This window comes from Paracoccus aminovorans (assembly GCF_001546115.1).
In the GTDB taxonomy this organism is placed as follows: Bacteria; Pseudomonadota; Alphaproteobacteria; order Rhodobacterales; family Rhodobacteraceae; genus Paracoccus; species Paracoccus aminovorans_B.
This window is the reverse complement of sequence record NZ_KQ955208.1, coordinates 883,306-894,227: the sequence shown is the minus strand read 5'-3', so window position 1 is coordinate 894,227 and position 10,922 is coordinate 883,306. Positions and strand designations below refer to the sequence as shown.

The window sequence follows — 10,922 nt, the reverse complement described above, 5'->3', positions numbered from 1 at the left end:
GCCTCCTTGTTGGGAATGACAGGGCCACGTGGCCCCGCCTGTTTCGGATCACGCCGCGACGGTCAGGAACGCGATGGGAACCTGCTTGCGGTTTGCCACCAGCTGCCAGTTCGCGGCATTGGCCAAGTCGGTCCAGCCGGCGCCACGAGCGACGGTTTCGGTGCCATTGCCGGTGATCGAGGTGCTGGTGAAGCTGAACCCGATGGGATGCACGATCATGTTGCGGCGGGTCCACAGCGTTTCCGCGCCGCCACCGTTGCCTCGCGCTTCCTCGCGCTCATAGGCCAGCGGCACCTTGGGATTGCCCATGCCATACGCGAAGGCTCCTTGGCCGATCAGCGCCACCACCGGCGAGCCGTTCAAGGTCATGGCGGTGTCGTTTACGATTACTGGCAGGCCGTTCAGGGTGCGCACCAGCAAGTTGCGCTCGGCGTCGAAGTTGGCCTGCGCCAGCTTTTCCTTGACCAGGACGCCGAAGGCAGCCGAGTTCATGACGTAACCGCCGATACCGCCGAAGGCATCGCCCATGGTCATCTGTGCGTCGATCAGGCCGTTGAAGGTGATGCCTTCGGCGTTGGTGGCCTGATGGACCATGCCGGTGCTCGCCGCGATGGCGTCGTTCAGAATTCCGCGCAGGGTGGCAACGATGCGCAGTTCGGCTTCCTGGCGCCAGTAGAGGTCAAGGCGCGAGGCCACACGGGCCAGCGGGTCCTTCCCCGTCAGGTCGGTGACAAAGTCCATCGACCCGAAGCCTTCGTTCAGATGGCAGTTCCGGGCCTTCATGGAGCCGGTGCCGATCTTGCGAGGAACCGCGATGTCCTCATAGACATCGTTGCTGTAGTTCGGCTCGACCGAGGCGTCGATTGGAAGCCAGAACGGCAGATCCACGATGCCGGTCGCCGATTGCGCCAGTTCCGAGATGATGGGGTTCGTCACAATCAGGCCGCTTTCGAAGAACGGCGTTTTCGTGACGGGATCGGTGTCCATGTAGGACTGGACGACTTCATACGCGGCGTCGCGGTCGCGGGCGAACACGTCGCCAAGGGTAGTGTAGGGCATGGTGTCCTCTGATGATTATTCGCTGCTCATGGCAGGCTTGAGCTTTCCTTCGCGCGCGAGCGCGAGCCGTTCCGCATCGCCCATTTCGGCCAGCGATTTACGGCCTGCTTTATCGCCACCTTCTGCACCGCCGCCCACAGGAGGGGTGACGAATGACTTGCCTTCGCTCGCCGTCCAGTGCTTCACGTGATCGGCCAAGGCCTTCGGCCCCATGTCGGTTTCGACCACAGGCTTGCCATCCACCATTTTCACCTGATCACGAAGTATCGCGACGGCGCCGCGCTGCAAGCCGGGGTCGGTGATGCCGGCGGCAGTTAGTGCCGTAGTCAGCGCATTGTCGCGAGTGATGCCGGTAATCTGGACTTCGGCATTCTCAGCCTTGGTCTTCCAGTCGTCGCGCTCCTTTTCGAGCCGCTGCCGTTCGGCGACCAGCGCCGCCTCGTCGGGCTTGCCCTTGAGCGCTGCGGCCAGATCGTCCCTGGCCTTGTCGGCTTCGGTCTTGAGCGTGGCCTTGTCGGCCTTGACGCGCTCATAGGCGGATTTCAGGTTGGCGACCTCGGGGTGAGCGTCGACGCCCTCCAGGTCGAGGACGAACTTGCCGTCCTTCTCGGTGTAGAGCGCCTTCATAGCCTCATCGAGGCCGTCGAGGGTATCGACAACGGTCTTCAGAGCCATCGGCCCGGTCCTTTCGGTGGTGGTTAAGCCGCCCTCGGCGGCGTTTGCTGGGGCGTCGCCCCGGGTTCTTCCTCGTCGTCATCGAATTCGCGGGCGTCGCGCTCGCGCTCGATCAGGGCGAATTCCTCCTGTGCCGTGCGCTCGGCGCTGGCGATGCCGCCCTTCTGCAACTGCGCATAGAGCGTGTCGTAGCTGATGGCCCCGCGTTCCCAGCTGTCGACCAGCTTGGCGGCGTCCTCGGGGGACAGCTCGCCGGCCGCGAGCGTGTCGGGGGCGTGAACGATGACTTCCTCGGGCGCAGATCCGGCGATGACGGCCGCATGACGCAGGCCCATCTCCAGCAGCGCGCAGGACGACTGCACGATGGACAGGAGCGTGGCCGTTTCCGACCGGAAGCGCAGCGAGCGCGCCTTGCCGCTTTCCTCGACCTTGTCCGACTGTTCCAGCAGCTTGGCGCCGGCCATGACCGCCAGCGTGCGGTTGTCCTCCATCGCCTTCAGGTGCGCGTCGATGCCCGAGCAGGTGGGCGAGACATACTTCACGTCCGGGGTGACGCCTTCGGCCCCCTGGATTGCGATGCAGGCGCCAGCGCCGACCGCCTCGGGGGCTTCGCCGTTGATCACCACCAGCGTCTCCTGGCCGCTCATGTAGAGCTGGTGCCGGTAGTCGGCCGAGAGCTGGTAGTTCGCGATGACCGACCGCGCCACGCCGATCAGCGGGGGCGTGCGGATGGCCGGGTCCAGATCCACCGACGAGGCGACCGCGAAGGGCACGCGCGTCATTGCCTTGCCGCCTCTGGCTGCCGGGGCGATGCTGCGGGCCGGGCTGGCAAGATCCGTCTCATAGACATCCTGCCAATAGCGTCCCTTCACGATGTTGAGCACCCGGAAGCGCTTCACGTCCGACCAGGCGAAGCCGACGCGGGTCTTGCCGCTCTCATCGAGGACAAAGAACTCGGTGTCCCAGTTGATGATGGTCTCGGCCGCATAGCCCGCGAGACGCGGGTCGCCGCCAGCCTCCGGGGCATCCGCGAGAAGGCCGTAGCGCCCCGACAGCAGCAGGTTGCGGGTGATGCGGCGGTGCAGGGCCTCCAGGGGCGTCCCTTTGCCGTCCGCGTTCTCCCAGAGGTATTCCAGGCCGGCGGGCAGCTCGATCTTGATTTCCACGCCATGGGCAATGCCCATCATGCCGGCGATGGTCGGGGCCAGCATCTCGGCCACCTGGGCGCGGGCCTTGTAGCTGGCATAGGCCTTGGCGCCCTTGTCGGGCAGAGCGGTGAAGCCCGAGGGCATGGGCAGGTGGATTTCGCCCTTGGACTTGATCGCGCTTTCGCCGGTGAACACGTCGCGCATCAGCTCCCATTCCGCGACGCGCTCGGCGGTGTATTCGGGATGCCGGTCGTTTACGGATGCCATCAGGTGAGCCCTGTAACTGTGCTGGTTGTGCTTTTCGCCCGGCGCTTGGTCAGGGCGTTGAATGCGCGGCTGGTGCTGTCCGCGTCGTCGTCATGGGTGGCCTCGGGGAAGCCCTCCAGGCTGGTGAACCAGTCCTCGTTCCACGACCCGCGCAGCACCACGACGTTGCCGGCCTCGGCCTGCGCCGAGAAGGGCGAGAAGCGCGTGACCTTGTCGCCGGTCTCGGGCGAGAACCGCACGTCGAACCCCGTGAGGAGCGCGGCCATGTTGCTTTTCTGATCCTTGCCGGCCTGGCCCGGGTCTTGCGGCAGCGAGATCAGGCAGCCTTTCCCGTCCTGGCTGGCGGTGTTCTTGATGGTCGCCCGCACGCCTTGTGGGGTCAGCCAGTCCTTGACGTGATCCGCAACGATGAACCGCCCATCCGGCATGAGGCCGATCTTGGTCCCGGCGGTGGCGTCGGGGTCCGGGGTAGCATCGGTCTTTGGCGTCGCGGCCAAGTCCCAGCCCCTTGCGAAGCGCGTCCCGGCAGGGATGGCGTCGACCACCTCGCACCAGCTGCGCCTGAACAGAAGCCCGGCAGCCGCGCGGATTTTCCAGTTGCCCCCGAGCAGGCGTTCGCGCTCGACCGTCGAGAGGGCCAGCAGGTTGGCCATATACCCGGGGTCGGCCGCCATCAGCGCCTTGTTGTCGGTCAGCTTCGCCGGGATGAACGTCACGGATTTCGGCGGGATCGGGATGCGATTGCCCGCGTCGTCCGTCGTCGTGTGATGCGCCAGATCCTTGGGGCGGTCAGCCCAATGAATCGCGTCGCCGATCCGCACGAAATAGCGCAGGACGCCAGCCCGCTCGTGAATCGGATATCCGGTCTCCTGGTCGATCCACCACGCAATGAACCGCGCCACCCAGCTATCCGCATCGGGGTTGCAGGTGGCGCGCACATAGGGCCGCACGCCCGACATGGAGCGGTTGCGCGAGAGCATGTAGAAGAACTGCTTCTCGCTGAAATGCGTCAGCTCATCGAACAGCAGGAGGGCGATCTGCGAGCCCTGCCAGTTCGCGACCGTCTTGTCGTGCTCCAGGTGGGCCATCGAGAGGGAAGCCCCCGAGGGGAACTTCCACTCCAGCGTGACCTCCTTCGGCGCGGCGCCGATCAGCGGGTAGAGCTTGACGCTCTCATCCCATAGGCCGCCCTCGTTTCGGATCTGCACGGTTGTGCGGCGAAAGAACACCGCCCCGAAGTCCGGGTTAGCGCTATGCCGCAGCGGCTCCATCAGCAGCGCCCAGGTCTTACCCCCGCCCGCACCACCGCCGTAGATGGCGATGTCGGCCGGCGAGCTGAGGAACTGCGTCTGCGGACCCGGCTGCGGCCTGATCTCGTTAATCGCGCCCATTGTCCGGTAATGCGAAAACGGTCACCTGCGCGGCAGGCAGCGGGTTTTCGGCGTCGTTCGCGTGGGTGACCTTGTCGCCGTAGACCTTGGGCGCCAGCTTGCCTGCGCGCCACTTGCGGGCGTCGATCTGGAGCCGGGCAACCGCCACGTCCTCGGGGGTCGCATCCTCGGCGATCTGGCGGATTTCATCGAACTCGCGATGCGCCTGGACCTCGCGCGCGCGGGTGTATTTCTTCGCGAAACCCTCGTCCTCGGTCAGGTGCTTGTAGAACGTCACCTCACCCGGCAGGAAGTCGTCGCGACCAGGTCCGCAGATCGTGGCAATGCTCTCGCCTCTCATCAGGCGGTGAAGGATTTCGTCCTCGATCTCGCTGGACCATGGGAAGGCGTTGCCATGCGTCGAGCTTCCCTTGCGCTCGGCCGGCTGCGCCCCGGCGCTCTTCCGGCGTGCCATGGTGATTTCCTCTGTTGGTTCGGGTAGCGGCCCGGTTACTGGCTGACAGCCCCACCCGCGCCTGGGTCTCCCTCGCCACCGCGCGCATCGTCAGGCGCCGCGACGCTGGCAGGGTCAGCCTCCTGCACTTCGTCGTGCCAGATCAGGCGACCGACGAAGAACAGGACGATGATTGCCGCCAGGATGGCCAGCACGGCCGTTCCCGCGCGAGCGAACCGGCGCGGGCTGGGTTTCGGTTCTCGGTGGTCTGGCATGGTGCGCTCCTGTGTGTTCGGGTCTGAACATTCAGAAGGTGCGCATGTTCCATCCCCAGGCCGGCCCGAGGGGAGCGTGAATTTCGGAAGGCGGCCCGCACAGCGCGAAGCCGGGGCCAACCTTCCCCGCCCGGCAAGGTGGGCGGATAGGTGGAGAGCAACAGCGGAACTGCTGACCTCCAAGTGTCGTTGGATGCGGTAGTGCAACCAGGCACCCCACCAGGAGGAACCACTTGATGAAGACCTTGGCCGAAGCATTCGAACACACGCTGCAAGACGTCTATTGGGCCGAGAACGCCCTGACCAAGGCTTTGCCGAAAGTCTCGAAGTCGGTGAACAATGCCGAACTCAAGACGGCCATTGACGAGCATCTCAAAGAAACCAAGGGCCATGTGAAGACGCTGGAGGCTGTCTTCAAATCCCTGGGCCAGGAAGCGAAGGGCGAAAAGTGCGACGCGATGGACGGGCTTCTTAAGGAGGCCGATGGCATCATCGAGGAAGCCTCCGGCCATGCCTTGGACGTTGCATTGATTGGCGCCGCCCAGGCGGTGGAGCATTACGAAATCGCCCGCTATGGCACCCTTCGCGAGTGGGCGAAGGTTCTCGGCCACGAAGAAGCGCATACCCTGCTGTCCACGATTCTCGATGAAGAAAAGGCGGCCAATTCGAAACTCACCGCGCTCGCCGTCACCTCTGTGAACGAAGCTGGTAAGGCCAAAAAGAAGTAGCCGTCCTGCCTGAAATGAAAAGCGCCCGTGAGGGGTTCATTCCTCCGGGCGCAGTTCGACCTGCTGCAATAAAGCAAGTTCTGACGGCGCAGTCAACAACTTATGCGTTCTTTTTCCGAACCGTGCTCGGCTGGATCATCGCAGCCAGAATCGCGGAATCGCAGGAATCGCAGCTGGGGAACCGCCGGTAGAGGGCATCTCCACTACGGAGACACCTTGGGCCAGGGCGAGAATCGCGGGAATCGCGACAATCGCAGCGATCAGCTTCTCAGATAGCCCGGTCTTGGCGGCTTGGTCGTCGGCGAAATAAGAGTGGCCCACCTGGTCACTCTCTTTCGTGTTGCCCTGAGCGGTCGTGCTTGGTTTATTGATTGATCGATCAATCAATAAAAGGTTGAGGCAAGCGTTTGCGCATATCGAGGGCTGGCTGGCTTATGACGCGGCGCTGAATGAGGGGCGAGCGGGAACCCGTCGCGAAACCCAACCCGGCGTTGCGATTTCCGCGATTCCTGCGATTCCAGCCCCCGGAACACCCCAACAATCGCGACAATCGCAAGAATCGCTAATGAGCCGGTGCAAATTGCGCCGGGGTAGGGACGCCAGTCTGGACCGGCCTCGCCAGCGCCATGGCGCGCCTATGGTGCCCGCACGATAAAGCGCTGGATCGTAAACAGGCCATGCGTCTGCCCCGAGGGGCAGGCTTGACCTTTTAGACAAGTCGGGTGTAGCGTGTCCGTGGGCGTGGAAACCCGGACTGAGTTATACCCACCTGCCGGATAGGCCCTCCGTTGGCGCGGAGGTTGTGGGCGAATGCACCCTTGGCGGGGTGCGCTGCGACGGCTTGGCGGCCGTTCGTTACCGACAGCTTATGTCGGGACGCGGGCGCCATGCAAGACCCGAAAGGGAAAAACGTCCGGCCTGTCACTCAGCAGGTTTCCAACGTCCCGGCGCCAGCCCGTCGCTGGCAATGGCCGTGGAAAGCCATAAGCTGAGTGAGAACTGAAATGACCATTCAACCCAGAACGGAAGCGTTCGCCCCTGTCGTTGCACAGGCGCGACTTGCCGATATTCGCGACAGCCTCGTGCTGGCGCTAGATGCCTCCGAAAAGCGACATGGCTACTCCCAGGCCGAGCGCGAGGCCCGCAGCTACGTGCGCGCGGCCCTGCGGCAGGCTGACAGGCTGATCGGGGGTGGGGCATGAGCGCGCTCGAAAAATATCTGGAAAAGATGCAGGACGACGCGGCCACGCTGGAAGCCATCAACCGCGCCATCCGTGCCCTGTCCACCCGCCGCGAGGACGATGCCCGCGCCCTCTTGGCTGATCTGGCCGAAAAGGCAGTCAGCCTGAGCCGTGGCCTGAACGATGGCTTGGACATTGTGAACCTTCCGAAGGGGGCTGTGGCATGAGCTATTTCGATGCGCATTGCAAAACCGAGAGCGAGCTTCATACCGTTGGGGCGTTGCTCTGCATCTTGGAAATGGCAGCATTCGACCATCTGACGCAGGATGATGCCCCCATCGCCTCTGGCATCATCAACCTGATCCAGGTTGTGGCGGAAAGGGTCAAAAAGGTGCAGGAACTGCTTGATGCCGAGTATGACGTTGGCCGGCCGCGCCCAGGCGGAAGCCCCATCGCTGCGCTGCATCGGGAAATCGTCCGCAGGAATACGTTTCTGAACGGCGACCACGGATTGTCCGAGGACGATTTCGAAGCCTACAACATGGAGACGGTGGCGCTGGCGGACCGGATCGTTGATCTTCCGGCCCAGAACGCAGACGACATGCTGCGCAAAATCATGGGCTACACGATCAACGGCGACCACGATCTCTCGGAAGGCGATAGGGCGCAGCGCATCTTTGCCGAGGCTAGGGCTCTCATCGGGGGTTCCTCGGTGGCCGAGTGCACCGAGCATCAACTGCACAGGGTCGGAGCTTGAATGAGAAGGCCCCTGCTTCTGCTCAAGCGGGGGCCGTTTCACGCTGCGATAGCAGTGCGCCAAGTGCATATACAGCCAGTGTTGTTGCTGAAAAATCCGCAAGATTGCACGGCGTGGGGAAAAACATTGTCGGGAATCTTGCGGCATCCGATCCTCGCCACATGATGTTATCCTCTGGCAGAAGCAGACGGGACGCGTAGCGATGGTAGAGGAACGGGACGAGCGGACCGCAGCAACAAGAGGGCTCATCGGCAGATGCCCGCATTGCGGCAAGGGTCGATTGTTTAAGGGATACCTGACTATCGTGCAGGAATGCGAATCCTGCGGCGAGTCGCTGGGGCTTTATCGGGCCGCCGATGGCCCGGCCTTTTTCACCATGACCATCATGCTGCTACTGCTTATCCCGATGATCGGATTTTCCTGGGTGCTTTATCGGCCAGATCCAGTCACGCTGCTGGCATCGGTGGGGTTGGCTACGACCGCGCTCACCCTGATCATTCTCCGTCTCGTGAAGGGTGCGTTCGTGGGATATCTATGGGCCAAGGATGAACAGGACCGGGGCGCCTGAGCTTGGACTGAGGAGAACCCCCGCGAATCCGAATCGCGGGGGCAGGTATGATCAGCCGGCCAGCCAGTAGCCGGCCAGGACGATAGCGCCGAGGCCGGCAAGCATGATGCACCAGTTCAGCAGCACGGTCTTGCCGGCCTGGACCTCTCCGGCTGCCGGCGGCGCTGCGGGCTCGGCGGGCGGTGTGTCGTCGGTCTTTGGATTTTCGGCAAACGGAGTCCGGCGCACGGCCGGTTCATCATTGGGTAAGTTCATCTGTCGTCCTTCGTGAACGCAAGGGTCATGATCTGCCAGTCCGGTGCCGGAGGCAGAGCGAGCGAGGTCAGGCGGTCATGCGGAAGAACGGAGGCGCGCGGGCGCAGGGTGCGAGTCTGCCGGCGCAGACCCTGATTTGCGGTTGATAGGCATGGGCGACCGACGCGGCGGTGCGCGGCGGTGGAGGCGGGGGCTCCGACGGGGGCAGTGCAGTTGCGGCCAGAGGGCGGACCTGCACCGCATCCTTGCGGGCGATCAGGTCGCGCCCATGGATTGCCGCCAAGGTCAGCGTCGGCGTGGTCAGTTGCTTGGACTTGCTGGCCGCTACGGTGACCTGTGGACCCGGTAACATGATGACCAGCAGGGCCAGCAGCAGGGCCAGCCACAGCTTTGCCGCATGCGATGGGTTCGCGGTTTCAAGGGCCTGCGGGTCCGTCATGCTCTGACTGATCCATATATTCCCGCCGGGACGCAAGGGCTCAGCGCGTTATGGCCGGTTATGACCCCGGTCCACGAGGCGCGCACGTCGGTGACGGCATGACAGAGGAACAGGCATTCGACCCGGCAAAAAAGGCCCGCCGGCTTCACGCCCTGATCGGCCAAATCGAGCGCGACTATGCCGCGCTGATCTCGGCTAAGAACATGAAGTCGCTGTGCGACCAGCTGCTGTCCGAGTTCGACTGATGCGGGTGCCCCCGGCTACGGTCGGGCAGCGCTCTTGGTTAGAGGATATCCGCCGGGGTGTGCCAAATCTGCACCGCAATAAACCGCGATTGGTAGCGCGCAACCACAAACGGTAAGGCGGACGCTTTGGCGGGTAAGTCGCCAATGAGCATATTTTATTCAATAAAAACAATGTGAATTGGCGGAGAGGGTGGGATTCGAACCCACGGAACCCGTGAAGGCTCAACGGTTTTCGAGACCGCCCCGTTCGACCACTCCGGCACCTCTCCGCGCTCTTGGGTGGTGGCGGGGATTTAGCCGCAGCGGGGTTGAAGCGCAAGGGGCTTCGCGCCAAAAACGCGAAAGTTTTGCAACCGGTCCTGAACTCCCGTCGCGGCCGCAGAAAAGGAACCCGCCGATGCCGCTGCTGATCGGGCCGCTGGCCCATCCCCTGCTGCGCCAACGCCTTGCGCCCGAGGCCACGCCGGCCGAGCCACTGGTCGGGCATGCGCTGGTGCCGGAGCCATGCGCCGGCATTGCGGCCGGCTGCTGGCCGCGCCTGCAACCGGCCGGAACCGACTTGCCGCTGTGGCAGGCGGAATGGACGCCGGCGCTGCGCCGCTATGCCGCGATCCTGAAGCTGGAACCCTGCCAGGTCGGCGGGCGCGACGCGCTGGGGGCTTCGCTCGACGGTCCGGGTCCGCAGGACCAGACCGGCTGGCAGCCCGAACTGGCCGCCGCCATGGCCGACCAACTGCTCGCGCTGCCCCAGGACCAGCCGGCCGAACAGGTCCGGCGCCGGTTGCCGATGATCGCGACCTGGGTCGCCTCGCGGCTGCGCGCCGCCGAGACCGCCGCCTTGCCCGGCGTCGGGCCGGCGGGGCAGGGGCGCTGGGACCTGCTCTCGATCAGCGAGCCATATGCCGCCTATTTCTCGGTCGAGGAGGCGCGGCTGCGTCACCTGCGCCACGGCGGCGGCTGGACGCCCGAGTTGCTGCGGGCGGTCTTCGTCTCGGGCGACGCGACGGTGGTGCTGCCCTGGGATCCGCGCCGTGACCGGGTGATGCTGATCGACCAGTTCCGCGCCGGCCCGGCCTTGCGCGGCGATGCCCAGCCCTGGCTGCACGAGACCGTGGCCGGCCGCGTCGATGCGCTCGAGACCCCGGCCGAGGCGGCGCTGCGCGAGGCGGTCGAAGAGGCCGGGCTCCGGATCGAGAGGCTGATTCCCGGCCCGCACAACTATCCCAGCCCGGGGGCGGTGGCGGAATACCTGTATCTTTACATCGGCATCGCCGATCTGCCGGACGAGGCGGCCGGCATCGGCGGGCTTGACAGCGAGGACGAGGACATCCGCAGCCACCTGATCCCGCGCGCCGAACTGACCCGCATGGCGCTGGCGGGCGAGATCCGCAACGGGCCGCTGCTGAACCTGGCGCTGTGGCTGGAACTGCGCCACGAGGCGTTGCGACGCGGGTCGTGACCTGCGCCGGGGCGGGGTTGCCGCCATCCGGTTGTGGCGTGT

At 64.6% G+C, this 10,922-nt stretch carries 15 protein-coding genes and 1 tRNA gene; 7 read left to right on the top strand and 9 right to left on the bottom strand.

All coding sequences use genetic code 11. The features are described 5' to 3' along the window. Window positions 1-48: 48 nt before the first annotated feature. Genes ASV56_RS04610 through ASV56_RS04585 form a run of 6 tightly spaced genes read right to left on the bottom strand, consistent with a single transcriptional unit; the run spans window position 49 to window position 5,188 of the window. On the bottom strand, window positions 49-1,035 hold the full coding sequence (locus ASV56_RS04610; RefSeq protein ID WP_216635369.1) for a major capsid protein: 987 nt from the start codon (window positions 1,033-1,035) through the stop codon (window positions 49-51). Between the two features lie 39 nt (window positions 1,036-1,074). Next, a complete protein-coding gene (locus ASV56_RS04605; protein ID WP_062560972.1) occupies window positions 1,075-1,734 on the bottom strand; it encodes a phage scaffolding protein in 660 nt (219 codons plus the stop codon). Between the two features lie 23 nt (window positions 1,735-1,757). Next, entirely contained in the window at window positions 1,758-3,149 is a 1,392-nt protein-coding gene (locus tag ASV56_RS04600) for a DUF4055 domain-containing protein (RefSeq protein WP_062560971.1), read from the bottom strand. Continuing rightward, window positions 3,149-4,540 (bottom strand): phage terminase large subunit, encoded by a 1,392-nt coding sequence (gene terL, locus ASV56_RS04595; protein WP_062560970.1) that lies wholly within the window; start codon window positions 4,538-4,540, stop codon window positions 3,149-3,151. The genes ASV56_RS04600 and terL overlap by 1 nt, the downstream gene beginning before the upstream one ends. Continuing rightward, window positions 4,527-4,994 carry a terminase small subunit-like protein gene (locus ASV56_RS04590; protein ID WP_062560969.1) on the bottom strand — a complete coding sequence of 156 codons (468 nt, stop codon included), beginning with the start codon at window positions 4,992-4,994 and terminating at the stop codon, window positions 4,527-4,529. Before ASV56_RS04590 ends, terL begins: the two co-directional genes overlap by 14 nt. Before the next feature lie 35 nt (window positions 4,995-5,029). Beyond that, the gene (locus ASV56_RS04585; protein WP_156429063.1) at window positions 5,030-5,188 is read right to left on the bottom strand and encodes a hypothetical protein; all 159 of its coding nucleotides are present in this window, start codon (window positions 5,186-5,188) and stop codon (window positions 5,030-5,032) included. A 296-nt stretch (window positions 5,189-5,484) separates the two neighbouring features. Between ASV56_RS04585 and ASV56_RS04580 the strand changes: the two genes are divergently transcribed. From ASV56_RS04580 to ASV56_RS04560, 5 genes are all read left to right on the top strand, one after another. Then, entirely contained in the window at window positions 5,485-5,976 is a 492-nt protein-coding gene (locus ASV56_RS04580) for a YciE/YciF ferroxidase family protein (protein WP_062560967.1), read from the top strand. Between the two features lie 1,004 nt (window positions 5,977-6,980). Then, window positions 6,981-7,178 carry a hypothetical protein gene (locus ASV56_RS04575; protein WP_062560966.1) on the top strand — a complete coding sequence of 66 codons (198 nt, stop codon included), beginning with the start codon at window positions 6,981-6,983 and terminating at the stop codon, window positions 7,176-7,178. Next, complete coding sequence (locus tag ASV56_RS04570) at window positions 7,175-7,384, top strand: hypothetical protein (protein WP_062560965.1); 210 nt, start codon at window positions 7,175-7,177, stop codon at window positions 7,382-7,384. The genes ASV56_RS04575 and ASV56_RS04570 overlap by 4 nt, the downstream gene beginning before the upstream one ends. After that, entirely contained in the window at window positions 7,381-7,914 is a 534-nt protein-coding gene (locus ASV56_RS04565) for a hypothetical protein (RefSeq protein ID WP_062560964.1), read from the top strand. The genes ASV56_RS04570 and ASV56_RS04565 overlap by 4 nt, the downstream gene beginning before the upstream one ends. Before the next feature lie 202 nt (window positions 7,915-8,116). After that, window positions 8,117-8,482: a DUF983 domain-containing protein gene (locus ASV56_RS04560; RefSeq protein WP_062560963.1), complete on the top strand. Its 366-nt coding sequence runs from the start codon at window positions 8,117-8,119 to the stop codon at window positions 8,480-8,482. A 51-nt stretch (window positions 8,483-8,533) separates the two neighbouring features. On the opposite strand, the gene ASV56_RS04555 is transcribed toward ASV56_RS04560, so the two are convergent. After that, entirely contained in the window at window positions 8,534-8,737 is a 204-nt protein-coding gene (locus ASV56_RS04555) for a hypothetical protein (protein ID WP_062560962.1), read from the bottom strand. A 67-nt stretch (window positions 8,738-8,804) separates the two neighbouring features. Continuing rightward, window positions 8,805-9,176, bottom strand: a complete 372-nt coding sequence (locus tag ASV56_RS04550; protein ID WP_062560961.1) for a hypothetical protein — start codon at window positions 9,174-9,176, stop codon at window positions 8,805-8,807. 98 nt (window positions 9,177-9,274) lie between these two features. Here ASV56_RS04550 and ASV56_RS23405 point away from each other — a divergent pair, with 98 nt between their 5' ends. Continuing rightward, window positions 9,275-9,421 (top strand): hypothetical protein, encoded by a 147-nt coding sequence (locus tag ASV56_RS23405; protein ID WP_156429062.1) that lies wholly within the window; start codon window positions 9,275-9,277, stop codon window positions 9,419-9,421. A 179-nt stretch (window positions 9,422-9,600) separates the two neighbouring features. Here the strand turns inward: ASV56_RS23405 and ASV56_RS04545 are convergent. Then, a tRNA-Ser gene (locus ASV56_RS04545) sits at window positions 9,601-9,690 on the bottom strand. Between the two features lie 128 nt (window positions 9,691-9,818). Here ASV56_RS04545 and ASV56_RS04540 point away from each other — a divergent pair. Continuing rightward, the gene (locus tag ASV56_RS04540; RefSeq protein ID WP_062560960.1) at window positions 9,819-10,880 is read left to right on the top strand and encodes an NUDIX domain-containing protein; all 1,062 of its coding nucleotides are present in this window, start codon (window positions 9,819-9,821) and stop codon (window positions 10,878-10,880) included. Window positions 10,881-10,922 lie beyond the last annotated feature (42 nt).

Bases quoted from the DNA above. Each gene is read 5' to 3' on its own strand.
- ASV56_RS04605 (WP_062560972.1), bottom strand. From the start codon at position 1,734: ATGGCTCTGAAGACCGTTGTCGATACCCTCGACGGCCTCGATGAGGCT.
- ASV56_RS04600 (WP_062560971.1), bottom strand. From the start codon at position 3,149: ATGGCATCCGTAAACGACCGGCATCCCGAATACACCGCCGAGCGCGTC.
- terL (WP_062560970.1), bottom strand. From the start codon at position 4,540: ATGGGCGCGATTAACGAGATCAGGCCGCAGCCGGGTCCGCAGACGCAG.
- ASV56_RS04590 (WP_062560969.1), bottom strand. From the start codon at position 4,994: ATGGCACGCCGGAAGAGCGCCGGGGCGCAGCCGGCCGAGCGCAAGGGA.
- ASV56_RS04580 (WP_062560967.1), top strand. From the start codon at position 5,485: ATGAAGACCTTGGCCGAAGCATTCGAACACACGCTGCAAGACGTCTAT.
- ASV56_RS04575 (WP_062560966.1), top strand. From the start codon at position 6,981: ATGACCATTCAACCCAGAACGGAAGCGTTCGCCCCTGTCGTTGCACAG.
- ASV56_RS04570 (WP_062560965.1), top strand. From the start codon at position 7,175: ATGAGCGCGCTCGAAAAATATCTGGAAAAGATGCAGGACGACGCGGCC.
- ASV56_RS04565 (WP_062560964.1), top strand. From the start codon at position 7,381: ATGAGCTATTTCGATGCGCATTGCAAAACCGAGAGCGAGCTTCATACC.
- ASV56_RS04560 (WP_062560963.1), top strand. From the start codon at position 8,117: ATGGTAGAGGAACGGGACGAGCGGACCGCAGCAACAAGAGGGCTCATC.
- ASV56_RS04555 (WP_062560962.1), bottom strand. From the start codon at position 8,737: ATGAACTTACCCAATGATGAACCGGCCGTGCGCCGGACTCCGTTTGCC.
- ASV56_RS04550 (WP_062560961.1), bottom strand. From the start codon at position 9,176: ATGACGGACCCGCAGGCCCTTGAAACCGCGAACCCATCGCATGCGGCA.
- ASV56_RS23405 (WP_156429062.1), top strand. From the start codon at position 9,275: ATGACAGAGGAACAGGCATTCGACCCGGCAAAAAAGGCCCGCCGGCTT.
- ASV56_RS04540 (WP_062560960.1), top strand. From the start codon at position 9,819: ATGCCGCTGCTGATCGGGCCGCTGGCCCATCCCCTGCTGCGCCAACGC.